Source organism: Brenneria izadpanahii (assembly GCF_017569925.1).
Taxonomy (GTDB): Bacteria; Pseudomonadota; Gammaproteobacteria; order Enterobacterales; family Enterobacteriaceae; genus Brenneria; species Brenneria izadpanahii.
The window spans coordinates 4,057,763-4,083,704 of sequence record NZ_CP050854.1 but is presented as its reverse complement, the minus strand read 5'-3'; the positions used below and the strand labels follow the sequence as shown (position 1 = coordinate 4,083,704).

Here is a 25,942-nt window from a genome sequence, read left to right as displayed (position 1 = left end):
GCCCGGTCGCGGGCCTGTCTATATCAAATAGGCCGTCAGATGGTGGTTGATTCCGGCTCTTGAACTTCAGCCTGATGCTGCCTTTCCTTCCGTCTGCGCAGCCCCAACCACCCCGCAACCAGCATCAACCCCAGAATGGGAATGGCGGAGACAGTCCAGGTGCCGTTCGGGTAATCGAACGCCATCAGCACCAGCACCCCCAGCAGAAAGGCCAGCGTCAGCCAGGATGTGACGGGGGCGCCGGGCATTTTAAAGGTCACGGGAGCGGCCTTGCCCTGGCGGATCGCTTTGCGCAGTTTCATCTGGCAGACGATGATAAACCCCCAGGAGGAGAGAATGCCCAGCGAGGAGATATTCAACACGATCTCGAATACCTGCGACGGTACGATGTAATTAAGAAAAACGCCGATAATATGAATGCTTACCGTCACCAGAATACCCGTATAAGGTACGGACTGGGCGCTCATTTTCGACAGGAATTTCGGTCCCGAACCGCCCAGAGACAGCGAGCGCAGAATTCGTCCGGTGGAGTATAGGCCGGAGTTCAGGCTGGAAAGCGCCGCGGACAACACGACAATGTTCATAATCGAGTCGATGTAAGGCACGCCCAGTTTGTTGAAGAAGGTTACAAACGGGCTTTGTCCCGCCTGATAGGCATTCCATGGCAGTAAACAAACAAGCAGAACAATTGAACCCACGTAAAATACCCCGATACGCCAGATAACGCTATTGACGGCTTTAGGCAGTACGGTTTCCGGATTCTTGCACTCCCCGGCGGTGATGCCGATCATTTCAACGCCGGCGAAGGCGAAGATAACGCCCTGAATCAGCACCAGCGCCGGCAGAAGGCCGTGCGGGAAAATCCCGCCGTTATCGGTAATCAGATGCATGCCGGTCTGGTTGCCGTCCAGCGGCGCGCCGATGCCGAGATAGACCGTCCCAATGATGAGAAACAGCGAAATGGCGGCGACCTTAATCAGCGCGAACCAGAATTCCATTTCGGCAAACCATTTGACGCCGATCAGGTTCATCAGGGTGACGAGCGACAAGGCGCACAATGCGAAAAACCATTGGGGGATGTCGGCGAAGGCGCCCCAGTAGTGCATGTATAGCGCCACCGCGGTGATATCGACGATACCGGTCATCGCCCAGTTAAGGAAGTACATCCAGCCCGCCACATAAGAGGCTTTTTCGCCGAAAAATTCGCGGGCGTAAGAAACGAAGCTGCCGCTGGTCGGGCGATGGACGATCAGTTCGCCCAGCGCGCGCAGTATGAAAAAAGCGAAGATGCCGCAGGTCAGATAGACCAGCGCCAGCGCCGGCCCCGCCATTTGTAAACGCGCGCCTGCGCCAAGAAAAAGACCTGTGCCAATAGAACCGCCAATGGCGATCATCTGAACGTGACGATTGCCTAATCCCTTGTGATAGCCTGCTTCATGTGAGTCCAGCCAACGTCTTTGGTTTGTATCATGTTCACTACGTGTTTGTTTGCTCTGAGCCATTACTTACCTGTATTCCTGTCAATCATTCATTTGCGATGAATGACGTATCTACCCAATAGATTTCGCGTTGCATCAAGACTCAGGGATGAGCCGGGTAATAAAAAGCAGCCAACTATCGATGCAGCTTGAAAAATGAAGGGTATAGCAATGAGTATTTTTGCACCCGAATAGGCTATACCGCATCCGTGGTTTCTTATAAATGTATCTACATAGCGTTAAAGAACGGCGGTGATGCTACCTTTTATTGGCAAAGGTAGCAAAAAATGCGTTTATAACCTGATAGGGAAGCGGGAAATTCGGCGGGAATGGATTGCGCCGGGCAATCGTCGTATGCAAATGCGCTTCGACGTCGCCACGGGGCATTTTGTAGGCTGTGGCGCGCCACAGCCCGTAGATCCTGATTTAGTTAGCCAGCAGTTTTTTGATTTCCGCCAGACCGTCGGCATAAGGCGCGCGCATACGCAGATTGTATTCGCCGCCCGGACTCTGCACCACAACCGCCTTGGCATGGCTGAAACGGCGGAAACCGTGGATGCCGTGGTAGGCGCCGATTCCCGATGCGCCTACTCCGCCGAACGGTATGCTCTCGACCGTGGCATGCGTCATCACATCGTTGATTACCAGCGCGCCGGAAGTGGTCTGCACGCTAAACCGCTGTTGACGCACCGGATCCTGACCGAAGTAGTAGGCGGCCAGCGGACGCGGATGCGCGTTTATGTAGTCCAGCGCTTCGTCAACGTTGCGATAAGTCTTGAGCGGCAGGATCGGCCCGAAGATTTCCTCCTGCATCACCAGCATCTCGTCGGTGACGCCGAGCACCAGCGTCGGCGCTATCTTGCGGGTCGCCGCATCGGCGTTGGCTTCGTTTTCCGGCTCCAGCCCGATGACGGTGGCGCCTTTGGCGCGCGCATCGTCCAGCAGGTTCTGAAGGCGCTGGAAGTGGCGATCGCTGACGATAGCGGTGTAGTCCGGGTTTTTCTGTAGCGTCGGGAACGTCCGGGCGATGAAACGACGCGCGTGTTCCACGAAGGCGTCACAGGCGCTTTCTGGCAGCATGACGTAGTCGGGAGAAATACAAATCTGACCGGCGTTGAACGTTTTGATCGTCAGCACCCGTTCGGCGGCCACCTGCGCATCGGCATCGGTATCGAGAACCACCGGCGACTTGCCCCCCAGTTCCAGCGTCACCGGCACCAGGTTCTCGGCGGCGGCGCGCATCACATGACGGCCGACGCCGGTGCTGCCGGTGAATACCAGATGGTCGAACGCCTGCGCGCTGAAGGCGGCGCCTACGTCGGCATCGCCCAGCACCGTGGTCAGCTCCAGCGGATCGAAATAGCGGGCGATTAGCTCGGCCAGCAGTTCGGCGGTGCGCGGCGTCAGCTCGGACGGTTTGATCAAGGCGCGGTTGCCGGCGGCAAATACGCCGGCCAGCGGGCAAAAGGCCAGGTTGAGCGGGAAGTTCCACGGGCTGATGATGCCGACCACGCCCAGCGGCTGATACTGTATGCGGGCCTGCATTCCGGGGCCCGGCGCAGGCTGTTCTTCAGCCTGCATCCATTGTTCCAGATTTTCCGCCGCATACTGCAACTCGCCGACGGAAGACAGTACATCGGCCAGCAGGGTCTGATAAGGACTGCGATGACCGTAATCGGCGCTGATGGCCGCTTCCAGCTCCTGGTGATGCTCGGTGAGCAGTTTCGCCGCGCGGTTCAGCCGGTCGCGGCGCAGTTCGGCGCTGGCCGGACCATCCTGAACGTGGGCTTGTTTCATCGCTGCCACGGTTGCAGCCAGTGTGGCCGCGGTAACGGGAGAATTCATCATTGACTCCGGAACGTGTTAAAAAGTTAAGACAGCTGTGTGATTAAGGCTTCGGCCACCGCTTCGGAGCTGGCGGGGTTCTGCCCGGTGATCAAACGGCCGTCGATGACGATGTGCGGCTGCCAGTCCGCCCCTTTCTCATACAGACCGCCCAGACGTTTGAATTCATCTTCAATCAGGAACGGCACCACTTTGCTCAACTGCACCGCCTCTTCTTCGCTGTTGGAGAAACCGGTGACTTTGCGTCCTTTGATCAATGGCTGACCATCGGCGGCGCGAACGCGGCGTAATGCGCCCGGCGCATGGCAGACCAGCCCGAATGGCTTGCCGGCGCGATCGAAGGCTTCAATCAGCGCGATCGACGCGGCGTCTTCGGCCAGATCCCACAGCGGGCCGTGACCACCGGGATAGAACACGGCATCAAAATCAGACGCGCGCACATCGGCCAGCTTGCCGGTGTTGGCCAGCGCCGCTTGCGCCTGCGGATCGTTACGGAAACGCTCGGTTGCGGCCGTCTGCGCTTCCGGTTCGTCGCTCTTGGGATCCAGCGGCGGCTGACCGCCCAGCGGCGAAACCAGCGTCAGTTGCGCGCCGGCATCCTTGAATACGTAATAAGGCGCGGCAAATTCTTCCAGCCAGAAGCCGGTTTTCTTGCCGGTATCGCCGAGGCGGTCATGTGAAGTAAGCACGATCAAAATGTTCATATCCAGGACTCCTAAATTTAGTCTCAGTGAGCTTGCTCGTAACGGCGCCGTCAAATGCCGGCGCTATTTCCTGCCGGAACGAGCAGCAGTTCGGTCGTCGCTAATGCTTGTCGCAGCGGCGACTTGTCTTTATTCAGCTTAGAGAGCAGGGCGGCGCCTAGCCAGAGCTGGTACAACGTTTGGGCGGCGGCCTGCGGCGTCAGCGCTAAGCGTAGCGATCCGTCGCGCTGGCCGTCCGCCACCGCTTCGCTAATGCGCGACACCAGCCGCGTGACGCCATCGCATAGGATCAGGCGCATGTCCTCGGACAGATCGGCGATTTCGGCCGCCAGCTTGACGACCAGGCAGTGTTCGGCCCAGCCGCCCAGTTCGGGATCGTCTATCCACGCCGTCCAGTAGCGCATCAGGCGCTCGCGCCCGCTGCCCGCGCCGGGCGCGAACAGGGCGTCCAGCCGCCGTTGGTAATCGCTGACGTACTGCTCAAGCAACACGCAGCCGAACTGCTCCTTAGACGAGAAATAGTGATAGAAAGAGCCTTTGGGCACCTCGCAGGTATCGAGTATTTCCTTCAGGCCCACCCCGATAAACCCCTTGCGCAGCACCAGGTTCCTACCTGTATCGAGGATGTGCTGGCGGGTGAGTTCCGCTTTATGTGTTTTGTTCATACGCTCATCTTATATTGTAATAGACCGGTCGTCTACAAAAGGATCGCGCGCGTTGTTTATTACGCAGTATGCCCCAGCCGTAGCTATGCGGCGGGAACGGCCGTTGCCGAAAAAAAAAGATACTGAATGACGTTGTAGGCCGCGCGGGCTTTTACTATTAAGGATGCGGCTCGTTTATCTTTAGCAACGTTAATCTTCGCTTATTGACGCTTCTTCTTCCGCCTGGCGCAGAATTGCTTTGGCGACCCACTGGGTTACGTCTTGAATGGCATCGTCATTCAGATCCCAGATATCTTTTAAAACCAGAAAAACTTCCGAACCATAAACCAGAGATAGGGCATGAATAACGCGCTGGCGGGATTCCGCCGGGATTTTCCCTTCCAGGGGGTCAGTGGCTATTTTTAACAGCCGCTTACGGTTGCCGCGTTCCAGTTTTTCGTTGTGAGGGCGATTGGAGCGACGATCTGCCCATTGCTGGAGAGAAAGCAATAGCGCCGCGCGTAAAGCGCCTTCATGTTCCAACATCCGCGGATAGGCGAATTGTAATAGCTCGGCAACCCGTTGTTCGGCATCTGGCTGCGTTGGATTCCAGGCGAGAACCGGGCCAAGGCTCTCGTCGATAACCGCGGAAACCAGGGCGCTTTGCGTCGGGAAATAGCGGTAGGCAGTGGCGCGTGAAACCTGGGCTGCTGTGGCGACGTCGGTAATTGAGGGAAATATGCCCTGGTTAAACATCCTCACGGCAGTATCGAGCAGCAGGCGACGGGTTCGTGCCCGCGTCGATGTCAGTTGACCATTCCTTTCAATCACATAGACCTCGTTTTATCGCATTTTTCGAGCTGAAGCGTTCCAGACGTCATTATCGTTGCTCGCACTATAACAAAATGGACGGTTCATGTGTTACGCCACGCTTGTTCGATTGAGAACAACGCGATTGGCTTTATTGTGAGACTCCAGTCTCAAATTTAGATCGGGCCGATTGCATTATTGATACTGTCGTCTCAATATGATTGCAAATTAATCTACAGCCACACCTTATTTTAATAATTTATTTTTATATCAATTAGTTAGTCGTCTCTATTAATAGTGAGGGTACACCTTATGGGAATGGAAGTCGGCAGCATTTATATTGCAACAACATCAGACACCAAGGGAAATGAGCAAACCTATGTCCGCGATCTGATCGCGGCAGTTGGCTTGAAAACCGTCACCGTGGATCTGTCAACCAGGGCGCCGGCGGCAAGCGCGGCGGATATCAGCGCCGAAGCCGTTGCGGCCTGTCATCCGCTGGGGGCCAAGGCGGTATTTTGCGGCGATCGAGGGCGGGCGATGAATGCCATGTCCGAGGCGTTTAAGCGCTTTATGTTATCGCGTAATGACGTTGCCGCGCTGCTAGGACTGGGGGGATCCGGCGGAACGGCGCTGATCACGCCCGCGATGCAGGCGCTGCCGATCGGCTTACCGAAGCTGATGGTTTCCACCATGGCATCGGGCGATATTTCCGGTTACATCGGCGCCAGCGATATCAGCATGATGTATTCCGTTACCGATGTCGCCGGCCTGAACCAGATTTCCCGGCAGGTGTTGAGCAATGCGGCGCATCAGATTGCCGGGGCGGTGAAATTCAGGATCCGGGAAAGTCATCATGATGATAAGCCGGTAATTGGTTTGACCATGTTTGGCGTTACCACGCCTTGTATTCAGTCGGCCTGTGACTCGCTGGAAAATGCGTTCGACTGTCTGGTATTTCATGCCACCGGCAGCGGCGGTAAAGCCATGGAAAAGTTGGTGGACAGCGGTTTGCTTGCCGGTGTCCTCGATCTGACCACCACCGAAGTGTGCGATCTGTTATTTGATGGCGTATTGGCCTGTGCCCCCGAGCGTTTCGACGTGATAGCAAAAACGCGGATTCCCTGCGTGGTTTCCTGCGGGGCGCTGGATATGGTGAATTTTGGCGCGCCGGCCAGCGTGCCGGAAAAGTATGCCGGCCGTCTGTTCTATAACCATAACGCGCAGGTCACGCTGATGCGTACGACGATTGAAGAAAATGTGGCGATGGCGCAGTGGATCGGTGAAAAGTTCAATCGCTGCGAAGGCGAGGTGCGATTCCTCATTCCCGAACAAGGGTTCTCTGCGCTGGATGCGCCGGGCCAACCTTTCTGGCACCCACAGGCGCGAGAAGCCTTTATTCAGACGCTGGAAAGCGTGGTTCGGCAGACTGAAAAACGGCGGATTATCCGTTTGCCATTCCATATCAACGATCCTTTATTCGCTCGTGCCGCCGTTGATGCGTTCAGGGCGATTTTTAAATAAAAGGGGAAAATTATGTCAGCTATTAGTCGTCAACAGTTGTTAGTGAAATTCCGCAATATGATCGCCCGCCGGGAACCCATTATCGGCGGTGGGGCTGGAACCGGACTTTCCGCAAAGTGTGAGGAGGCCGGCGGGATTGATTTAATCGTGATTTACAACTCGGGCCGGTATCGCATGGCAGGGAGAGGTTCGCTGGCGGGGCTGCTGGCTTACGGCAATGCCAACGAGATTGTGGTCGATATGGCGAAAGAGGTGTTGCCGGTGGTAAGGCATACGCCGGTTCTTGCGGGGGTCAACGGTACGGATCCATTCTGTCAGTTCGATAAATTTCTGGACGATCTGAAAGCGTTAGGATTTTCCGGCGTACAGAACTTCCCGACCGTCGGATTGATTGATGGTAACTTCCGCGCCAATCTGGAAGAGACGGGAATGGGATACGCGCTGGAAGTCGATATGATCCGTCTGGCGCATGAGAAAGATATGCTGACCACGCCTTACGTATTCAGCGCCGAAGACGCGATAGCGATGACCCGGGCCGGCGCGGATATCATCGTTCCCCATATGGGGCTGACCACCGGCGGCAACATTGGTGCGGAAACCGCGCTTGAACTGGCCGATTGCGTACCGTTAATCAATCAATGGGCGGAAGCCGCGAAGAAAGTTCGTAGCGATGTGATTGTATTGTGTCATGGCGGCCCGATTTCAACTCCGGAAGATGCCCAGTACATTATGGATAACTGTCCGCACTGCGATGGTTTTTATGGCGCCAGCTCAATGGAGCGGTTGCCAACGGAAATTGCATTAACCGCAACGACTAAGCAATTCAAAAATATTAAGCGTTAACTTTTATTATCTATTGGCGTCAATACCAGGGAAACACGGCCGGCATACTCGCCGGCCGTCTATTTTTGGTCGCGCATATATTCCTGTATTTGAACTTCTTCCGTTAGATCAACGTTATTCCGGGGGCAACGGGAGATTCGGGGACGAGATCGATCTCCATAGCCATTCCCCGCGTTGCGATCATGTCCGGTTTTTTATCCTCATCCAAGCTGTGTGATTGATTAGCGATTGCTGATAAGCGGTTTCTCGTTGGGGAAGGCGGCGCTTATTCTCAGATTAAAAGGTACTGAATAGCGTTTTAGGTCGCGCGCGGCGCGGGTTCTCAGTACAAAGACGCTGCTTGTTTACGTTTAATCAATATGGAGCGTCTGGTAATGAAATCTGCATTCGGCATTTTTATGTGGGGCTGTCTGGTCTGTTTCCCGTTGCTGGCTTTTTCGTCCGTGGGATACCGGCATCTGGATGTGGCCGACGAAAAAAACGGGCGGCCGCTCAGCGTCGCGGTGTTGTATCCGACTCCGGCAACGGGAGAAGCCGAATCCCTTGGCGAGAATCCCGCTTTCTTCGGCGTGCCGGTAATTAAGCAGGCTCGGCCACAGGACGGCGTACATCCTTTAGTGATTCTTTCCCACGGCTATGGCGGAAACTGGCGTAATCAACTCTGGTTGGCATACGCGCTGGCGCAAAAAGGGTATGTGGTTGCCGCGCCTAATCATCCCGGCACCACATCCAACGATATGAAACCGGCGACAGCGGCGAAACTTTGGCTGCGGCCCGGCGACGTCAGCCGGGTGATTACCGCCTTACAGGCGGATTCGGCGATCGAGGGGAATACCGCATCCGATCGGATTGCCGTCATCGGGCATTCGCTGGGCGGGTGGACGGCTCTGGCTATCGCCGGCGCGCGTTTTGATGCCGATCGGTTTGAATCGGATTGCCTGACGCAAAAGCAACTCGCATCCTGCAAGACTTATCAGGCGATTGGCGCCGGCAAAGATGATGCATCGCGGGCGCGGCTTAATCAATCGGCGCGGGACGAGCGGGTCAGCGCGGTCGTCTCGCTCGACCTCGGGCTGGCTAGAGGATTCACCCCCGAGAGTCTTTCCGCGGTGACGATACCCGTATTGGTCGTCGCCGCCGGCGTTCCCGATCCCGCGCTCCCGGCCTCGCTTGAGTCACAGTATCTGATGAAGTTTCTGCCGGGAAAAACGTCCCGATATTGGGAAATCGCCAATGCTACGCACTTTAGTTTTATGCAGCTTTGCAAGCCGGGAGCGGTAGATCTCATCAATGCGTCGGAACCGGGGGAAGGCATTATCTGTATGGATGGCGCAACGGGTTCCCGCGAGGCGATTCATACTGCGCTGTTCGAGAAGATCAGCGGCTTTCTGACGCAGGCATGGCGGCAGAAGTAGCGGATTCCGATGCGGCGTTGGCGCGCCGCCAGTGGCTGGGACTCATCCCCGTGGATTTTAAAAATTCGCGATTGAAGTTTGATTTGGTCTGGAAACCGCAGGCCAACATGATGTCGGTGATACGCCAATCCGTCTGACTGAGTAACCGTCGGGCTTCGTCAATGCGATAGCCATTCACGATCTGAGAGATATTGCGTCCGTAAACGCGATTAATGGCTTCCGAGAGTTGCCGCGTGGGAATGCCCAGGCGCCGGGCAAGGCGTTGGATCGTCATATTGGGATCGGTATAGAGATTATCTTTACGAATCAACTGATCCAATTTATCCGCCAGTTCCTGATCTTCAAGGCCGGCGGGCTGTATTTCGGCTGCGACCTTATTTTTTACCGTCGTTCCCGCGGGTGAAGCGTTCTTCGTCACAATCAGGAACGTTAGAACAATCAGCGTGGCGATGTGGGCGGCGGCAATCATGCCCGGCGCCCGCTTGCCGCCCAACATGCCCAGATCCAGCGCGATGGCGATATCAGCCATGCCGGAGAAAATGAAATAGAATCCGGCCAGAGAGGACATGTTTTTCCACCAAGGGGAACCGTTGCCGTGTTCAGATGGCCTATAGCGCGCCGAGTGAACTAGCGCGATGCCGTAGCCGGCGTAAATCATCAGCAAGGAAAAATCGAGTAGCGGCAAGCTGATGTAGGCTTTCAGCGCCGCTAAGAGGGCCACCATGACTATGGGAAACAGATGCCAAAAGTAGCGTAGGCGGCGCGGTTTACCGTCGTTGTTGCCTGGTTTGGCGCAAAGCCAAAACAGCGGAGGCACGCTGGCGGCGGCAATCGGCTGAAAAAGAGCCGGTAGCGGAAGCGATGTTCCCCAGTGAAATCCGCACAGGGCGATAGTGAGGCAACTGGCGGCGATAAACGCCGTTTCTGTCTTCGTCGTACGGTTTTTCCCCTTGGCGTGCCGAACCCGCAGGAAAAGGACGACCAGCAGGAACGCGGTGATAAAAGGTAGCGGTATCGCAGGCATGCCAGTTCCTTTATGCAGTCGTGGGGGATGGGGTCATGATACTGAACCTCTGGTCATCCATACCAGAGGTTCAGTCAGTAGCATTAAAATAATGTTTATCGGCGGTAATTCTTCTGCGCGGTATTGACCTTATACAGATAACGCCGCGACTCTGCGGACGGATGTTTGGTGGTCAGCGTGTCATACACTTCGCCCGGCGACATGTTGTTGATGATATTCACCGCGCGATCTCTATCGCTGGAGAATACCCGCAGCACGCTGCCTGCGCCGCCGTTATAGGCGGTGATAATGGCGTAGCGCCGCGAAGTCGGGTTCTCGATGCCGGCCAGATAGCTGTTTTTCAGGATCGATAGATAGGCGGTGCCCGCATCAATGTTATTTTCCGGATCGAACAGGTAACTACGGCTTGGCTGTCCCCATTTCCCTTTCAGTTTGAATACGTCGCGGCCGGCGCTGTGCTGAACTACCTGCATCAATCCCAGCGCGTCCGCATGGCTGACGGCATAAGGGTTGAAGCTGGATTCCGTCTGCATGATGGCTAGGATCAGCGATTCCTCAATGCCATAGCGTTCGGCGGCTTTACGCACCAGCGGCAGATATTTGTGCGCGCGCTTATCCAGATGGTTAGGCACCAACTGGATGGTGATCGACCAGATGACGTGCAGCCCCGAGGTCCGTTTTTGCAACCGGTTCTGTAGCAGATAGTCGGCAAAGTTGGCGGCGCGTCCTTCCCAGCGGATCGGCTGGCCGGTGTTGTCCAGCACCTGACCGTACAGCATCGGCTCGCGGCTGATCTGAATGTCGTTGGCATCCGAATACAGGTCGGTGTTGCTGGCGTCGTCGCCCATCAGCAGCGTGGTGATAATCGCCTGACGCAGGCTGGCGACCGAATTGGTAGCCGAAATCGTCTCAATGGTGATGGTACCGGCATCAAAGTTGATGTGGCTGCGGGTTTGATATTGATCGGTATATTTTACGTAGTCTTTCGGCCCGGCAATCAGGACTTCATTTATGCCCCAGATATTTTCGATGTTATTGGCGAACTGCCCCATCAAAATATCGAATGCGTTGGTGTCTTTGATGAATTCTTCATTGTCAGTCGTGCTTTTATTTCCCGAACAGGAAACCAATAACGGTGCGATAACCAGCAGAGCTAAAATTTTCTTCATATAAAAAAGCCGTGTCGGAATAGGGCGCAAAAGGGCCGCCGGCCCTGCAAAATCAATGACTCGGAGGCGTGTAGCCTTCGATATGCACATCCTTGCCTTCAAACAGGAATTTGATCATCTCCTGTTCCAGCAGTTTGCGATCCTCCACGTTCATCATGCTCAGCTTCTTTTCGTTGATCAGCATGGTTTGCTTGGTTTGCCACTGCGCCCAGGCTTCTTTCGATATTTCGTTATAGATGCGTTTGCCTAAATCGCCCGGATAGAGCTGAAAGTCCTGCCCTTCGGCTTCGCGTTGTAGAAAAGTACAAAAAATGGTTCTGCTCATGCTTTTTCCTCATTAATTTCGCAGCGATTCAATAGTGTTGGCTGCGGCTGGGCTAACTCTCGCAGTAGACGTTCGACCGGCGCGCCCAAACCGACGGAAGGCGGCTGCGCTAAGTTATACCAGAGACCTGGGCCATCATCCATGCAAGACCCTTTTTGTGCGATATCCAACGGTGAAACAGCCAGCCATAGCGGCACGATATCCAAATGGAAATGACTGAATGTATGGCGGAAAGCGACGAGCTGTTGCAATCCTTCTGCGTTCAGACCACGCTGCCGCAGCCAGAGTTCCAATTCGCTGCGTTCGTTGAACTGGGGAAAGCAAAATAATCCGCCCCATAGCCCGACGGCGGGGCGCTGTTGCAGCCATATTTTCTCCCCTTGCTGCAGCAGCAGGAACCAGCTGGTTTTTTCCGGCAGCGTCTGTTTGGGCTTCTTGCCGGGGTACTGCGTCCAACTGCTGTTGGCATAGGCGACGCATCCGGTATGCAGCGGGCAGAGTTCGCATTTGGGGCGGCTGCGGGTGCAGACCATCGCGCCCAGATCCATCATCGCCTGATTAAACTGGCTGACGCCCTTGGCGGGCGTCACCGAATCGCTTAAGGTCCACAGCTTCTTTTCCACCTCTTTTTTGCCCGGCCAGCCGTCTACCGCATAGCAACGCGCCAGCACGCGCTTTACGTTGCCGTCGAGGATTGGATAGCGCTGCCCCAGCGACAGCGAGAGTATGGCGCCGGCGGTCGAACGGCCGACGCCCGGCAAATCGGCCACTTCATCGAAAGTCATCGGGAATTCGCCGCCGTGGCGGGCGACGATGGTCTGCGCCGCCTTGTGCAGATTGCGGGCGCGGGCGTAATAGCCCAGTCCGGTCCACAGGTGCAGCACTTCGTCCAGCGGCGCGGCGGCCAGCGCTTTCACATCAGGAAAACGCGTAATAAAACGTTGAAAATAGGGAATGACCGTGGCGACCTGCGTTTGTTGCAACATCACTTCGGACAGCCATACTTTATAAGGCGTTTTTTCAAGCTGCCACGGCAGGGTTTTTCGGCCATAGCGTTGGTACCAGTTCAGCACCTGTTGCGCGAACTGTTGCGCTTGCATCATAAAAGGGATCACTATCCGGCAGGTAAAAAGTCTGACAGCGATTCCAGCACAGAGTGAATGTGCTGTAAACCGGAACTTTCCGAGGCGGCGCTCTTGCTAAACCACAGTATCCTTGCATAATGCGCGTTTCCTTTATGAAATCGGACCGATAGTAAGCACTCTTTATGATTAACAACGTCATCTCACCGGAATTTGATGAAAACGGACGCCCGCTGCGTCGCATCCGCAGTTTTGTTCGCCGTCAGGGGCGTTTGACCAAAGGACAACAGCTGGCGCTGGATAACTATTGGCCGGTGATGGGCGTGGAATTTCAGTCTGAGCCGCTGGCGTTTACGCCGCTATTTGGCCGTGATGCGCCGGTGGTGTTGGAAATCGGCTTTGGAATGGGCGCGTCATTGGTCACCATGGCGGCGCAGCACCCGGAACAGAATTTCCTCGGGATTGAAGTTCATCTGCCGGGCGTCGGCGCCTGCCTCGCTTCAGCGCATGAGGCCGGCGTCGGCAACCTGCGCGTAATGTGCCACGACGCGGTGGAAGTATTGGAAACCATGATCCCCGATGGTTCTCTGTCAATGGTGCAGCTTTTCTTCCCCGATCCGTGGCATAAGGCTCGGCATAATAAGCGCCGTATCGTGCAGACGCCGTTTGTGGAGCTGGTGCTGCGCAAACTTAAGGCCGGCGGAGTATTCCATATGGCGACGGATTGGGAACCTTATGCGCAGCATATGCTCGAAGTGATGAACGCTGTCGCGGGATATCGCAATCTTTCCGATAATAATGACTACGTTGCGCGGCCGGAATCACGTCCGCTGACGAAATTTGAAGCTCGCGGCCAGCGTTTAGGGCATGGTGTTTGGGATCTGATGTTTGAGAGGAAGAAATAATGGCACAAGCTCGTAGCCGTCGTTTACGTAAAAAACTACACATAGATGAATTTCAGGAACTGGGATTTTCCGTTAGCTGGCGTTTCCCTGAGGGAACCAGCGTTGAAGATATCGATGGGACGCTGGATAAGTTCGTTGATGACGTGATTGAACCTAACGGTCTGGCGTTTGAAGGCAGCGGTTATCTGCAATGGCAGGGGCTGGTCTGCTTGCAGAAGATCGGCCACTGCACGGATGAGCACCGTCTGTTAATCGGTCATTGGCTGGAAAGTCACAATCTAACGGACGTTAAGGTAAGCGAGTTGTTTGATATCTGGTGGGACTTGCCAGAGGAACTGATCTAGATTTTGCTCCGGCTGGGCAACAACGCCGTCGTCCAGCCCTCTCCGCTCGGCAACGGGCGGACTGCTCCCCCGCTGTTTCCCTCAGGAGAAAATATGCTGCGTAAAATAACTCTGGGTTTATTGATGATGTTGTCCTGGCAGGCTCAGGCCGCATACCAGTGTAACGTTAATCCGCAGGACGATATCGTTATCAGTCCGCAATCCGTGCAGGTAGTGGGCGCCAGCGGAAATTTACAGATATCTCCGCAGGGCGACATCATTCGCAACGGCGCGCCGCTGACGCTGACCGCCGGGCAGCGTCAACAGTCTAGAGCCTACCAGGCGGATATACGTCAGCAGCTTCCCTGGATCGATCAGGGCGCGCATCAGCACCTGGAGAAAGCGCGCGTGGCGCTGGATAAAGTGATCGTGCAGGAGTTGGGCAGCGGCAGTAATGTGCGTAACCGGCTGACCACGCTGAATGATCAGCTTAAACAACAGATGAACCGCATTATTGAACACCGCAGCGATGGCCTGGCTTTTCACCATCAGGCGATTAAGCAGGTAGAACAGGATGGACGGCAAATCGTCGAGCAAAGCATGGGCGGCGTATTGCAGGACAGCCTGAACGAAATGGGCGTGAAGCAGATGTCGAACGGCGGCAATCCGCTACAGGTGATGATGGGCAATCTCGGCGGCTTGCAGAAAGCGATTCAGACCGAGTGGAACAACCAGGAAATTGAATTTCAACGTTTCGGCCGTGAAGTGTGCGATCGGGTAACGTCGCTGGAAAATCAGCGTAAAGGCTTGCTGCAAACGCTGAATCAGGACTGAGATAACGCAGGCGCGCCGGGGGGATGCGTTAATATCGGCCCTTCCCCGTGCAGGGAAGGGCTGTAGTGGGGAGCCAGAAAGGGTTATCGCTTAATTAAGGCGCGGGGATAGTAAAGCGGCGGTGGATTGCATCCAATTCGTCCAGAATTTCTTTATCCAACGTCAGTTTCAGGCTGGCGAGATTGGTTTGCAACTGTTCCACCGAGGTCGCGCCCAGCAGGGTGGTGGCGACAAACGGTTGCTGGCGGACGAAGGCCAGCGCCATTTGCGCGGGATCCAGACCGTGTTTCTGCGCCAGCGCCACATATTCGGCGATAGCCTGTTCGGTATGCGGCGCGCTATAGCGGACAAAGCGGCTGAATAGCGTGTTGCGCGCGCCGGCGGGCTTCGCGCCGTTAAGATATTTACCGGTCAGCGTACCGAATGCCAGGGCGGAATAGGCCAGTAGCTCAACGCCTTCGTGCTGGCTGATTTCCGCCAATCCCACTTCGAAACTGCGGTTCAGCAGACTATAAGGGTTCTGAATCGACACGATGCGCGGCAGATCGTGTTTCTCCGCCAGATGCAGATAACGCATCACGCCCCAGGGGGTTTCGTTGGAAACGCCGATATAGCGGATTTTACCCGCGCGAACCTGCTCATTCAGCGCTTCCAGCGTTTCCAGTAATGTAACGGCCGGCTTTTCATCAGTATATTGGTAACTCAGTTTACCGAAGCAGTTGGTTTGCCGCTGCGGCCAGTGCAACTGGTATAAATCCAGGTAATCGGTGTTCAGACGCGTCAGGCTTGCATCCAGCGCGTCACGGATGTTTTTACGATCCAGCGCCTGTTGCGGACGGATGCCGCTGTCATTGCCGCGAACCGGCCCGGCGACTTTGCTTGCCAGAATCAGTTTTTCACGCCCGCCCCGGGATTTCAGCCAGGAGCCAATATAGCTTTCGGTTAATCCCTGAGTTTCCGGGCGCGGAGGCACCGGATACATCTCTGCGGTGTCAATCAGGTTAACACCGGCGGCAATGGCGTGATCCAATTGGGCATGAGCTTCAGCTTCACTGTTTTGTTCGCCAAAGGTCATTGTGCCGAGGCTCAGCACGCTCACTTCTAAAGCACTATGGGGAATACGGTGATATTGCATTGCCAGCTTCCTTTATATCTGAGAATGGCAGGTGCATATCTATACCCGTAATTTTCAAGATGCGGGGAGTCGGCTTCCCGCATCTTAAAACCTCTTGGGTATAAACACCTGAGTTTGACTATAACGAAGCCGCGTCACGTGGGGAAGTATCTTTATTGTTTAAAATCGGGCGAAGCCCTGCGGATGTCTGAATTCGGCCATCACCGTTCGATGATCTGGGAGATCCGATCGCTGTTGATCTGTTTTTCATTACCCTCTTCATCAATGTAGCTGATCATACCGGTATCCTTATCCAGGACGGGCTTGCTGTGCGTCAGCAGCATCTGCCCCTCTTTAGTGGCGATCACGTAGTTACTGGAGCAGCCGCAGAGGGTGAATAATAACGCCAGCGTTACCGCTATCTTCATCCGAACTTTCATCATCATTACCTGTTATCGACAGTAAAAAACGGGAGCTATTGAGTAATGCCGCGCTCTTGGATTTGGGGGAAACACGGCGAAGAGGCCCGGCAGGGGCGCCTCACGCCGTGGTTGTTCCTTAAAGCGGGCGGCACTAAGCTATCGAAGGGAGTCTAGCAAATAGATTGTCAAGGTTGAGTAAGAATAATGGGAAAAATTGGTAAGGCGGGCACTGCCGGACCTTTATGTAAGTAGCGGCGGTGAAAGCACGGAAGAAGAAAGATGCCTTGCGGAACCTCATTCCCCGTGCTTCCCCGGTAAAACTGTTGATATCCGGCGGTAACCAACAGACGCGAGGCTAAAAAATAGCGGCGACTCTTTAATTCGTTGTCTTGGCTTTTTTGCCGCGCAGCAGATTCAGCGCTTCCACCGACATGGAGAAGAACATGGCGAAATAGATGTAGCCTTTCGGCACATGAATATCGAGGCTTTCCAGAATCAAGGTGAAGCCCACCAGGATCAGGAATGACAGCGCCAGCATTTTAACCGACGGATGACGATCCACGAACTCGCCGATGACGCGGGCGGAGAACATCATCACGCCGACGGCGATAACCACCGCCGCCATCATGATAAACAGATGGTCGGAAAGGCCGACCGCGGTAATGACGGAATCCAGGCTGAAGATGATATCCAGCAGCATGATCTGTATGATCGCGCCCCAAAATGAGTGCACCTGGGAGGCATGATCTTCCGAACCGCCTTCCACCATTTCATGAATCTCCTTGCACGACTTCCAGATCAGGAATAGTCCCCCGAAAAACAGGATCAGGTCGCGAATGGAAATATCATTGTCCAACACGGTAAACAAGGGGTTTGTCAGGCGGATAACCCAGGCAATGGAGGCCAGCAATCCCAGACGCATGAGCATGGCGCCCATTAGTCCTAAACGGCGTGCTTTATTTTGTTGAGCTTTGGGAAGTTTGGCGACAACCAACGACAGAAAAATAATGTTGTCGATGCCAAGAACGATTTCCAGAATAGTTAGCGTACCCAGAGCTAACCAGGCATTCGGATCAACAATCCAATCGAACATTATATCAAAGTACCTTAAACGAAATGTAAACGATATTATACTCTGCCAACTTGGTGAGCAGGCAAGCTAAAATATCGCGGGTTACAGCAGAAAATGGCGCGCCAACAACGGAGCGGTGAACGTTTTCTTTAAATAGAATCCACGGGGTAAGGTCAGGATCGGTTGTCCAAACTCACCAATCGCTTCTGTTAATGCATGGCTATTCGCCGCCTTGGGGCGCAATTGTAGCACTTCGCCATGGCGTGCGGTGATACTTTCAACCCGGCCAAGTACGATTAGGTCCATCAACTCCTCCCAGTCGCGCCGCAACAGATCTTCCTCTTCCCGGCTGGGGCTCCAGATAAGCGGCGAACCAATCCGGCGTTCGCCCAGAGGAATGTGGCGGGAGCCTTCAACCGGGATCCATAGTACCCGCGCCAGCTTATGCCGCACGTGGCTGCTTTCCCAGGTTACGCCGCTGTTGCCGGTTAACGGCGCAACGCAAACGAAGGTGGTTTCCAGCGGGCGGCCTTGCTCATCGATGGGGATGGTCTTCAATTCAATGCCGATGTCGGGGAAATCCTGTTCCGGTTTACTGCCGGCGCTGGCTCCCAGAAAAAGCTCCAGCAGTATGCCAATCCATCCTTTATCCCGTTTCAGATTCGCCGGCAGCGGCAGTTGCGCGATGCTCGCCAGCTCAGCCAGGTTATAACCCGCAAGCGAGCGGGCCCGCAGCAATAGTTCCTGTTCATTCTGCGGCGGCGTAGCGGAAACGGATGGTGAATTCATAAAGTCTATAGCCTGATTTTTTTCTGTTCAAAAAAAACACAACGTTTAAAGCGTATTAATGCACAAGCGGCGGAGCGGTTAGAAAAATCAATAATAGCATGATTCATAGCGATTTTTTTCAGTGCGGCAGCGTTATCTGGATCTGTTTTCATAAACTGTGCACTTGTAGACACCGACAATGAACAGGATCTTACACCATCTTATCCACAGATTTCTTGGATAACCCGTATAAAGATGGATTACTGGTTTGATTTACAGCCTTGACGTGAGAGGGTTTTGCTGTTTTTGCCTGTTTTTTACCTAATGTCGGGGTTATGGCTGTGGATAAAATCGGCATAGCGCGATCTTTCGCCACTATTTCGGCGGCTGTCATTTAATCAGCGGATCCCACAGCGGCCTTGCTGTTAAGAATGCGCCTAATTAGATGAAATATAATAATTATTTTATCGTCGGCCGCGATGCGTTTTCCCGCCGGGAAATAAGTTTTACTCACTTTTTCATGGGTTCTGCACAAAGATGTCCACAGAAATAGTGAATAAACCGGCGGTATTGAACTTTACATGTTCATAACTTTGCGCGCATCTGTGAGTTATCTAAATCTTATTAGAAGGATAACTGTGCCAAGCAGTGGTTTACCGTCTGCCGGGAGTGTGAAACAATCAGGTCATCTTTGCATTTAAAGTCTATCGAGGTAGTCCGGTGATCGATGATGATGGCTACCGCCCGAATGTTGGTATTGTAATTTGTAATCGGCAGGGACAGGTCTTATGGGCCCGTCGTTACGGTCAGCACTCCTGGCAGTTTCCCCAGGGGGGGATTAACCCCGGAGAAAGCGCAGAACAGGCGATGTACCGTGAACTGTATGAAGAGGTGGGGTTAAAGAAAAAAGATGTTCGTATTTTGGCATCTACCCGCAGCTGGCTACGTTATAAATTACCGAAACGTTTGGTGCGTTGGGATACAAAACCGGTATGTATTGGCCAAAAGCAAAAGTGGTTTCTGCTACAGTTGATGTGTAATGAGTCAGATATCAATATGCAAAGCAGTGGTACGCCTGAATTTGATGGTTGGCGCTGGGTCAGTTACTGGTATCCGGTACGCCAGGTCGTCTCTTTCAAACGCGATGTTTATCGTCGGGTGATGAAAGAGTTCGTCAGTTCAGTGATACAACTCCAGGAGAATACCGCGGCTCGGACGACCCATTCGTCCGGCTTTCGGCGAAAGAGAGGGTAATACAAGCACATCATGCTTACGCGCTTGCGAGAAATTGTCGAAAAAGTAGCGGCGGCGGCCCGCCTTAATGATGCGCTGGAAATTCTGGTTAATGAAACCTGCCAGGCAATGGATACGGAAGTCTGTTCAATTTACCTGGCCGATCACGATCATCAATGTTACTACCTGATGGCGACGCGCGGGTTGAAAAAACCGCGCGGACGCGCCGTTACGCTGGCATTCGGGCAAGGCGTGGTCGGCTTGGTGGGGCAGCGCGCCGAACCGATTAACCTGGCGGATGCCCGCACCCATCCCAGTTTCAAATATATTCCCGCCGTACAAGAACAGCATTTCCGCTCTTTTCTCGGCGTGCCGGTTATCCACCGCCGCCAATTGCTGGGCGTGTTGGTGGTGCAGCAGCGCGAGCATCGGCAGTTTGATAAAAACGAAGAGTCGTTTATGGTCACGCTGGCTACGCAGATGGCCGCCATTCTTTCCCTATCGCAGATTAAAACGCTGTTTGGCCAATACCGGCAGGCGCGCATCAAAGCGCTGGCGGCATCGCCCGGCGTAGCGATAGCGCCCGGCTGGCGCGATAGCTCCCAACCTTCGCTGGATATGGTTTTCCCGGCTTCAAGTCTGGATAGCAAACGGGAGCGCGCCAGACTGACGCAGGCTTTGGAAGACGCCACGGCGGAGTTTCGGCGTTTCAGTAAACGCTTCAGCGCCAGCGCGCAAAAAGAGAGCGCCGCCATTTTCGATTTGTACTCTCACCTGCTAAACGATGCCCGCCTGACGCGTGAACTGTTTCAGGAGGTGGATGCCGGTAATGCGGCGGAGTGGGCCGTTAAACTGGTGATAGAGCGTTTCGCCGCGCAGTTTTCCAAATTGCAGGATACCTATCTGCGCGAGCGGGCCGGCGACTTGCGCGCGCTGGGGCAACGGCTGCTGTTTCATCTTGATGATAATGCGCAAAGCATCGGACAGTGGCCCGAACGCTTCATTCTGGTCGCCGATGAACTGACGGCGACGCTGCTGGCGGAATTGCCGCAGGAGCGTCTGGCGGGCGTGGTGGTATTCGACGGCGCGGCGAATTCGCATGCGGCCATTCTGGTTCGCGCCATGGGGATCCCAACCTTGATCGGCGCGGATATCGAGCCGGAGCTGCTTAATCAGCGGCTGCTGATTATCGACGCCTATCGCGGCGAGCTGCTGGTGGATCCCGAGCCGGTGCTGGTGCAGGAATATCAACGTCTGTTGCTTGAAGAACATGAGCTTACCCGCTTAGCGGAAGATGATATGGATCGTCCCGCCGCGTTGAAAAGCGGCGAGCGTATTCAGGTGATGCTGAATGCCGGGTTAAGCGCGGAGCATGAGAAATTTTTTATTAATCATGTCGATGGAGTAGGGCTATATCGGACCGAGATCCCTTTTATGCTTCAGAGCGGCTTTCCGTCTGAAGATGAACAAATGGCCCAATACCAAAGTATGCTGCAGCTTTATCCTTCCCGGCCGGTGGTGCTGCGCACGTTGGATATCGGCGCCGACAAGCCATTGCCTTACCTTCCCATCAGCGAGGAGAACCCGTGTCTTGGCTGGCGCGGCATTCGTATTACCCTCGATCAGCCGGAAATATTTTTAATTCAGATTCGGGCCATGCTGCGCGCCAATGCGCATACCGGGAACCTGAACATTCTGCTGCCGATGGTGAGCAGTCTGGATGAAATCGATGAGGCCCGCCGTTTGATCGCACAGGCGGCAGGCGAGGTTGAAGAGCTGATGGGATTTCCCCAGCCCAAACCTCGTATCGGCATTATGATCGAAGTGCCGTCCATGATTTTTCTGTTGTCGCATCTGGCTTCGCGCATTGACTTTGTTTCCGTCGGCTCCAACGATCTTACCCAGTATTTACTGGCGGTGGATCGTAATAACACCCATGTCGCCTCTCTGTACGACAGTCTGCATCCAGCGATGCTGCAGGTGCTGAATATCATTTCAACCGAGTGCCGGCGTCATAATATCGCGGTTTCCGTATGCGGCGAGATGGCGGGGGAGCCTCTGGGGGCATTGATGCTGATGGGGTTGGGATATCGTTCTCTCAGCATGAACGGCCGCAGCGTGGCGCGCATTAAATACCTGCTGCGCCAAATCGATTTAACCGAGGTGCAGACGCTGGTGCAACAATTGCTGAAGGCCCAGAGTGCCAGCGAGGTACGGCAATGGGCATCGATTTTCATCGAAGAGCGCGGGTTGGGCGGCCTGATCCGGGGCGGCCGTTGATTTATGAATACTGAAAATGTTTTACAGAACTTTCCCTATCTGAATAGCCAATGGCGCCGGCGCGCTATGTTATGATGCGCAACCGCAACTTGCGGGAAGGATAAATATCCAGCTTTATACCGATGGCCCCGTAACCGGGGTAACACAATAAATTTATGTGGTGAACGATGACGACGAGCTATCTGGCGTTTCCCCAGTTTGATCCGGTGATTTTTTCGATTGGACCGGTGGCGCTGCACTGGTATGGACTGATGTATCTGGTTGGGTTTGTGTTTGCCATGTGGCTGGCGATTCGTCGCGCGAACAAACCGGGTAGCGGCTGGACAAAAGACGAAGTCGAAAATCTGCTGTATATCGGATTTCTTGGCGTGTTTGTCGGCGGCCGGCTGGGCTATGTACTGTTTTATGCGCTCCCGTCATTTCTGGATAATCCGCTCTATTTATTCAAAGTCTGGGACGGCGGCATGTCGTTCCATGGCGGGTTGATCGGCGTGATCTGCGTAATGCTGTGGTTTGCCCACCGCACCAAACGGCATTTCTTCCAGGTCGCCGATTTCATCGCGCCGCTTATCCCATTCGGTCTGGGCGCTGGTCGTCTGGGCAACTTTATCAACGGCGAACTGTGGGGCCGCGTGACCACCGATACGCCGTGGGCCATGCTCTTTCCCGGTTCCCGCAGCGAAGATCTGGCGCTGGCGGCCGGCAATCCCCTGTGGCAGGCGATTTTTAACCAGTACGGTATTCTGCCGCGGCACCCTTCCCAGCTTTATGAAATGCTGCTTGAAGGGCTCGTCTTGTTCATCATCCTGAACCTGTTTATTCGTAAGCCTCGGCCTATGGGGAGCGTATCGGGGCTATTCCTGATCGGTTATGGCATTTTCCGCATCATCGTGGAGTTCTTCCGTGAGCCGGATGCCCAATTGGGACTGTTCAGCAATATCCTCAGCATGGGGCAGATCCTGTCGCTGCCGATGGTGATCGCGGGTATCCTGATGATGGTCTGGGCCTATCGCCGGCAGCCTGCGCAGCAATAGTCAGCCGTAATTTTTTAATATTCGTGGTGAGGTAATATGAAACTGTATCTGGATCTGATGAAAAAAGTGCTTGAGGAAGGAACGCCAAAAGCCGACCGTACCGGCACCGGAACCCTATCGATTTTCGGTCATCAGATGCGTTTCAATTTACAGGATGGTTTCCCGCTGGTGACGACCAAACGTTGTCATTTACGTTCGATCATTCACGAACTGCTATGGTTCCTGAATGGCGATACCAATATTGCTTATCTGCATGATAACAAAGTGAGTATCTGGGACGAGTGGGCGGATGAAAACGGCGATCTCGGACCGGTTTACGGTAAACAGTGGCGCGCCTGGGGGGCGGCCGACGGACGTCAGATCGACCAGTTGAAAAATGTGCTTACCCAGTTAAAACAGGATCCCGACTCCCGCCGCATTATTGTTTCAGCCTGGAACGTCGGCGAGTTGGACAAGATGGCGTTGGCGCCGTGTCATGCGTTTTTCCAATTCTACGTTGCCGACGGAAAACTATCCTGCCAGCTTTATCAGCGTTCGTGCGATGTCTTCCTCGGCCTGCCTTTCAACATCGCCAGCTATGCATTACTGGTGCATATGGTCGCGCAGCAGTGCGATCTGGAAGTCGGGGATTTTGTCTGGACGGGCGGGGATACGCATCTCTATAACAACCATATGGAACAAACCCATCTGCAGTTGAGCCGCGAACCGCGCGCCTTGCCGAAGCTGGTGATTAAACGCCGTCCCGAAACGCTGTTTGATTACCGTTTTGAAGATTTTGAAATCGAAGGCTACGATCCGTATCCGGCGATTAAAGCGCCGGTGGCTATTTGATGTGGTTAAGTTTGAAAGGCCGCTTGCGCGGTCTTCTTTAGACCGTCGATGAAAGCCGCCCCGGCGCTAGCGAACCCTAATCCCTGATTCCTGCGCAGGCAGGGATCTTCCCGATCTCAACGCTCGGCCTGACAGTAGATCCCCGCCTTTTCGCATCTTTTCTTTGCCGTTGCATCGTTGCAGGAAAAGATTGCGCATCGCTACGTATAAAACGGTTAACAGTCTGTTTTTACTCGCAAAAAAACCTACACTCGCGGTATGAAAATCATCGATCGGCAATCGCGGGGATTTACCTTGCTGGAATTATTAGTGGTCATGACCATTGCGGCGCTGCTGGCCGGCGGCGGCCTGCATGGCTGGATTGGTTATCAACAGGCGTTGCATCTGGAGCAAGGCGCGCAGCAACTGCTGGATTTTTTACTCCGGGTGCAGAGCAGGGCGTACTGGCTCAATGAAAACCAACAGGTTCGGCTGATACAGCAAGGAGAGCATTGGTGCATGGATAGCGGTAGCGGCGCTGAACGCGACGCGCGCGCTTGTTTCGAAGAAAACGGCTGCTGTGAAGATAATGGACGGCAATTTGTGCGGGCGTCTAAGGCGCTTTCCATCGCGGAGTCTACCGCCGACGCCTTCTTTTTTTACGGTTTGCGCAATGCGGCGCAGGCCGGACACATAACGCTGACCAATGCGGCGGGGCGAGTGCGTTTGGTCATATCGGTGCGCGGGCGTATGCGTCTGTGCAGCGAAGCGCGGCAGGTTCTGGCTATTCCTCTATGTTAAATATCAGGCAGCAGGGGTTTACCTTGCCGGAGATTCTGCTGGCGCTCGCCCTGGGAAGCCTGATTATGCTGTCGGCGGCGCAGTTATATCCGTTGCTGCGCATGCAAAGTCGAAACAGCGCCCAATATTTCAGGCTGGAACAGCTATTTAGCCAGACAGCCTTCGCTATTGAAAAGGACATTCGCCGTGCGGGATTCTGCGCCGCCGCCTGTCAGGGGAAAGCCATCAGCATCGGCAGCTATCCGGGGGAAATGGCGCACAGCTGCTTCAATGTGTCGTATGATTTGAACCGCAACGGCAGATGGGACGGCGGAGAGCGGCAGGATGGCGAGTCTTTTGGTTATCGTCTGCGGGCCGGCGCGTTAGAGATCCAAAGCGGAGCGCACAATTGTCAGGGGGACCGCTGGGAAAAACTCTTTGATCCGCAGGAAGTGACGCTCACGCAATTTCGTTTGCAACGTCTGAGCGAGCGTTCCGGCGCAGTGCTGTATCAGCTACAGTTGGCCGGCTACTGGACTAACCGGCCGGTTATTCAGCAGAAAATCTCCCGTTTGATTATGGGGCGCAACCAATGAAAACATTCTCCCAGTCCGGCGCGAGTACGTTGGCGATGGTTATGCTGATATCGATAGTCGGGCTACTGTTAATGTCCGGCCTGCAACGTCAGCTTGATGCCGCGATGCGGACGGGAAGTGATGAGCGCCACTATCTGCGGGCTTTTAACCAGGCGCTATCGTCCCTGAATTGGGCGATGAGCCTACGGTGGCGCGATGCGGGAACCCATTGGCAATGCCGAACTCTTGCAACTGAGGGGCTGAAAGCCTGTCTGAGAAAGGCTTCCGACGATGTGCAATGGTTATTGCGCGGCGAGGGTCGGCTGCCTGCGTCGCAGCGTCCGCTGGTGCTATATCGGCGAGTCGCCGCCTTAACGTCGGAATCGCAGCATGTTACGCTGCAGTCCGTACCGCATGGATGGCTGGATTTTTGTCCGGATAAGGATAGCGAGCTCTGTGCCGATGCTGAATGAAACGGGCGGAATTCAGCATCGGCAAAACGGTTTCAGTCTGCCGGAAACGTTAGCGGCGGCCTTGTTGTTTTCGGTTTCGCTGCTTGGACTGCTGCAATACCATGAGGTTTTGCAACAGGCTTTCCTGCATCAATGGCAACAGCGTCAGGCCTGGCGTCTGGCCTCCCAGCAGTTGGAAACCTATGAGGCGGGAATGAAGTACGATGCGATAATTGCAAGATCGGAACATGGATGGCGTTTTAATCTGCAGGAACAGCGGCAAAGCGCGGAATGCCGCAAAGTGACGGTAACGGCGATTACGCCGCGGCGCTATCAGGCGCAGCTTACCCGTTGGTTTTGCCAGCCGGCCATAGCTTCCGCCATGCCGCATCATCCGTAATGGATGAGCAATCAGCCCCGTTAAGTTCAGGCGGCAGCGGATAGCGCTGCAATCTGAAGGGGATAAAGAATCAGCAG

General features: G+C 54.6%; 29 protein-coding genes. 14 read left to right on the top strand and 15 right to left on the bottom strand.

Annotation, left to right across the window (positions count from 1 at the left end):
- Positions 1-35 precede the first annotated feature (35 nt).
- The 5 genes from ansP to HC231_RS18175 form a co-directional block, all read right to left on the bottom strand.
- Positions 36-1,502 (bottom strand): L-asparagine permease, encoded by a 1,467-nt coding sequence (gene ansP / locus HC231_RS18195; RefSeq protein ID WP_208228132.1) that lies wholly within the window; start codon positions 1,500-1,502, stop codon positions 36-38.
- A gap of 402 nt (positions 1,503-1,904) precedes the next feature.
- On the bottom strand, positions 1,905-3,323 hold the full coding sequence (locus HC231_RS18190; RefSeq protein WP_208231403.1) for a coniferyl aldehyde dehydrogenase: 1,419 nt from the start codon (positions 3,321-3,323) through the stop codon (positions 1,905-1,907).
- Between the two features lie 26 nt (positions 3,324-3,349).
- A complete protein-coding gene (locus tag HC231_RS18185) occupies positions 3,350-4,027 on the bottom strand; it encodes a type 1 glutamine amidotransferase domain-containing protein (RefSeq protein ID WP_208228131.1) in 678 nt (225 codons plus the stop codon).
- Positions 4,028-4,077: 50 nt separating this feature from the next.
- A complete protein-coding gene (locus HC231_RS18180) occupies positions 4,078-4,692 on the bottom strand; it encodes a TetR/AcrR family transcriptional regulator (protein ID WP_208228130.1) in 615 nt (204 codons plus the stop codon).
- A 189-nt stretch (positions 4,693-4,881) separates the two neighbouring features.
- On the bottom strand, positions 4,882-5,502 hold the full coding sequence (locus HC231_RS18175; protein WP_208228129.1) for a TetR/AcrR family transcriptional regulator: 621 nt from the start codon (positions 5,500-5,502) through the stop codon (positions 4,882-4,884).
- Positions 5,503-5,793: 291 nt separating this feature from the next.
- Here HC231_RS18175 and HC231_RS18170 point away from each other — a divergent pair, with 291 nt between their 5' ends.
- From HC231_RS18170 to HC231_RS18160, 3 genes are all read left to right on the top strand, one after another.
- A complete protein-coding gene (locus HC231_RS18170) occupies positions 5,794-7,005 on the top strand; it encodes a Tm-1-like ATP-binding domain-containing protein (protein ID WP_208228128.1) in 1,212 nt (403 codons plus the stop codon).
- A gap of 12 nt (positions 7,006-7,017) precedes the next feature.
- Positions 7,018-7,848, top strand: coding sequence for a phosphoenolpyruvate hydrolase family protein (locus HC231_RS18165; RefSeq protein ID WP_208228127.1), 831 nt, complete (start codon positions 7,018-7,020; stop codon positions 7,846-7,848).
- A 374-nt stretch (positions 7,849-8,222) separates the two neighbouring features.
- Positions 8,223-9,263, top strand: a complete 1,041-nt coding sequence (locus tag HC231_RS18160; RefSeq protein WP_208228126.1) for an alpha/beta hydrolase family protein — start codon at positions 8,223-8,225, stop codon at positions 9,261-9,263.
- Here HC231_RS18160 and HC231_RS18155 read toward each other — a convergent pair.
- The 4 genes from HC231_RS18155 to mutY all read right to left on the bottom strand — a co-directional run bounded on the left by HC231_RS18155 (position 9,226) and on the right by mutY (position 12,884).
- A complete protein-coding gene (locus HC231_RS18155) occupies positions 9,226-10,287 on the bottom strand; it encodes a helix-turn-helix domain-containing protein (RefSeq protein WP_208228125.1) in 1,062 nt (353 codons plus the stop codon). The two genes, HC231_RS18160 and HC231_RS18155, sit on opposite strands and share 38 nt — an antisense overlap.
- Before the next feature lie 95 nt (positions 10,288-10,382).
- Positions 10,383-11,456, bottom strand: coding sequence for a membrane-bound lytic murein transglycosylase MltC (gene mltC, locus HC231_RS18150; protein WP_208228124.1), 1,074 nt, complete (start codon positions 11,454-11,456; stop codon positions 10,383-10,385).
- Between the two features lie 52 nt (positions 11,457-11,508).
- Positions 11,509-11,781 (bottom strand): oxidative damage protection protein, encoded by a 273-nt coding sequence (locus tag HC231_RS18145; RefSeq protein ID WP_048635950.1) that lies wholly within the window; start codon positions 11,779-11,781, stop codon positions 11,509-11,511.
- Positions 11,778-12,884, bottom strand: coding sequence for an A/G-specific adenine glycosylase (mutY, locus tag HC231_RS18140; protein ID WP_208228123.1), 1,107 nt, complete (start codon positions 12,882-12,884; stop codon positions 11,778-11,780). The genes HC231_RS18145 and mutY overlap by 4 nt, the downstream gene beginning before the upstream one ends.
- Positions 12,885-13,048: 164 nt before the next feature.
- Between mutY and trmB the strand changes: the two genes are divergently transcribed.
- From trmB to HC231_RS18125, 3 genes are all read left to right on the top strand, one after another.
- Positions 13,049-13,768, top strand: a complete 720-nt coding sequence (trmB, locus tag HC231_RS18135) for a tRNA (guanosine(46)-N7)-methyltransferase TrmB (RefSeq protein WP_208228122.1) — start codon at positions 13,049-13,051, stop codon at positions 13,766-13,768.
- Complete coding sequence (locus tag HC231_RS18130; RefSeq protein ID WP_208228121.1) at positions 13,768-14,112, top strand: YggL family protein; 345 nt, start codon at positions 13,768-13,770, stop codon at positions 14,110-14,112. The genes trmB and HC231_RS18130 overlap by 1 nt, the downstream gene beginning before the upstream one ends.
- Before the next feature lie 93 nt (positions 14,113-14,205).
- Positions 14,206-14,925, top strand: coding sequence for a YggN family protein (locus HC231_RS18125; protein ID WP_208228120.1), 720 nt, complete (start codon positions 14,206-14,208; stop codon positions 14,923-14,925).
- Positions 14,926-15,019: 94 nt separating this feature from the next.
- Here the strand turns inward: HC231_RS18125 and HC231_RS18120 are convergent, their stop codons facing one another.
- The 6 genes from HC231_RS18120 to HC231_RS18095 all read right to left on the bottom strand — a co-directional run bounded on the left by HC231_RS18120 (position 15,020) and on the right by HC231_RS18095 (position 18,695).
- Positions 15,020-16,060 (bottom strand): NADP(H)-dependent aldo-keto reductase, encoded by a 1,041-nt coding sequence (locus HC231_RS18120; RefSeq protein WP_208228119.1) that lies wholly within the window; start codon positions 16,058-16,060, stop codon positions 15,020-15,022.
- A 200-nt stretch (positions 16,061-16,260) separates the two neighbouring features.
- Positions 16,261-16,479 (bottom strand): YgdI/YgdR family lipoprotein, encoded by a 219-nt coding sequence (locus HC231_RS18115; protein ID WP_208231401.1) that lies wholly within the window; start codon positions 16,477-16,479, stop codon positions 16,261-16,263.
- Between the two features lie 358 nt (positions 16,480-16,837).
- Entirely contained in the window at positions 16,838-17,554 is a 717-nt protein-coding gene (locus tag HC231_RS18110; protein ID WP_208228118.1) for a TerC family protein, read from the bottom strand.
- Between the two features lie 81 nt (positions 17,555-17,635).
- Positions 17,636-18,322 (bottom strand): DNA mismatch repair endonuclease MutH, encoded by a 687-nt coding sequence (mutH, locus tag HC231_RS18105; RefSeq protein ID WP_208228117.1) that lies wholly within the window; start codon positions 18,320-18,322, stop codon positions 17,636-17,638.
- A gap of 5 nt (positions 18,323-18,327) precedes the next feature.
- On the bottom strand, positions 18,328-18,474 hold the full coding sequence (locus tag HC231_RS18100; RefSeq protein ID WP_208228116.1) for a hypothetical protein: 147 nt from the start codon (positions 18,472-18,474) through the stop codon (positions 18,328-18,330).
- 38 nt (positions 18,475-18,512) lie between these two features.
- Positions 18,513-18,695, bottom strand: a complete 183-nt coding sequence (locus tag HC231_RS18095) for a hypothetical protein (protein ID WP_208228115.1) — start codon at positions 18,693-18,695, stop codon at positions 18,513-18,515.
- A 326-nt stretch (positions 18,696-19,021) separates the two neighbouring features.
- Here HC231_RS18095 and rppH point away from each other — a divergent pair, with 326 nt between their 5' ends.
- From rppH to HC231_RS18055, 8 genes are all read left to right on the top strand, one after another.
- Complete coding sequence (gene rppH, locus HC231_RS18090) at positions 19,022-19,555, top strand: RNA pyrophosphohydrolase (protein WP_208228114.1); 534 nt, start codon at positions 19,022-19,024, stop codon at positions 19,553-19,555.
- A 12-nt stretch (positions 19,556-19,567) separates the two neighbouring features.
- A complete protein-coding gene (gene ptsP / locus HC231_RS18085) occupies positions 19,568-21,814 on the top strand; it encodes a phosphoenolpyruvate--protein phosphotransferase (protein ID WP_208228113.1) in 2,247 nt (748 codons plus the stop codon).
- 167 nt (positions 21,815-21,981) lie between these two features.
- Positions 21,982-22,848 (top strand): prolipoprotein diacylglyceryl transferase, encoded by an 867-nt coding sequence (lgt, locus tag HC231_RS18080; RefSeq protein WP_208228112.1) that lies wholly within the window; start codon positions 21,982-21,984, stop codon positions 22,846-22,848.
- 36 nt (positions 22,849-22,884) lie between these two features.
- Positions 22,885-23,679 carry a thymidylate synthase gene (gene thyA / locus HC231_RS18075; protein ID WP_208228111.1) on the top strand — a complete coding sequence of 265 codons (795 nt, stop codon included), beginning with the start codon at positions 22,885-22,887 and terminating at the stop codon, positions 23,677-23,679.
- Positions 23,680-23,937: 258 nt separating this feature from the next.
- Positions 23,938-24,459: a prepilin peptidase-dependent protein gene (locus HC231_RS18070; RefSeq protein WP_208228110.1), complete on the top strand. Its 522-nt coding sequence runs from the start codon at positions 23,938-23,940 to the stop codon at positions 24,457-24,459.
- Positions 24,453-25,034 (top strand): prepilin peptidase-dependent protein, encoded by a 582-nt coding sequence (locus HC231_RS18065; protein ID WP_208228109.1) that lies wholly within the window; start codon positions 24,453-24,455, stop codon positions 25,032-25,034. The genes HC231_RS18070 and HC231_RS18065 overlap by 7 nt, the downstream gene beginning before the upstream one ends.
- Entirely contained in the window at positions 25,031-25,486 is a 456-nt protein-coding gene (locus HC231_RS18060; RefSeq protein WP_246494559.1) for a YgdB family protein, read from the top strand. The genes HC231_RS18065 and HC231_RS18060 overlap by 4 nt, the downstream gene beginning before the upstream one ends.
- Positions 25,476-25,865 carry a prepilin-type N-terminal cleavage/methylation domain-containing protein gene (locus HC231_RS18055; protein ID WP_208228108.1) on the top strand — a complete coding sequence of 130 codons (390 nt, stop codon included), beginning with the start codon at positions 25,476-25,478 and terminating at the stop codon, positions 25,863-25,865. Before HC231_RS18060 ends, HC231_RS18055 begins: the two co-directional genes overlap by 11 nt.
- Positions 25,866-25,942: the final 77 nt, after the last annotated feature.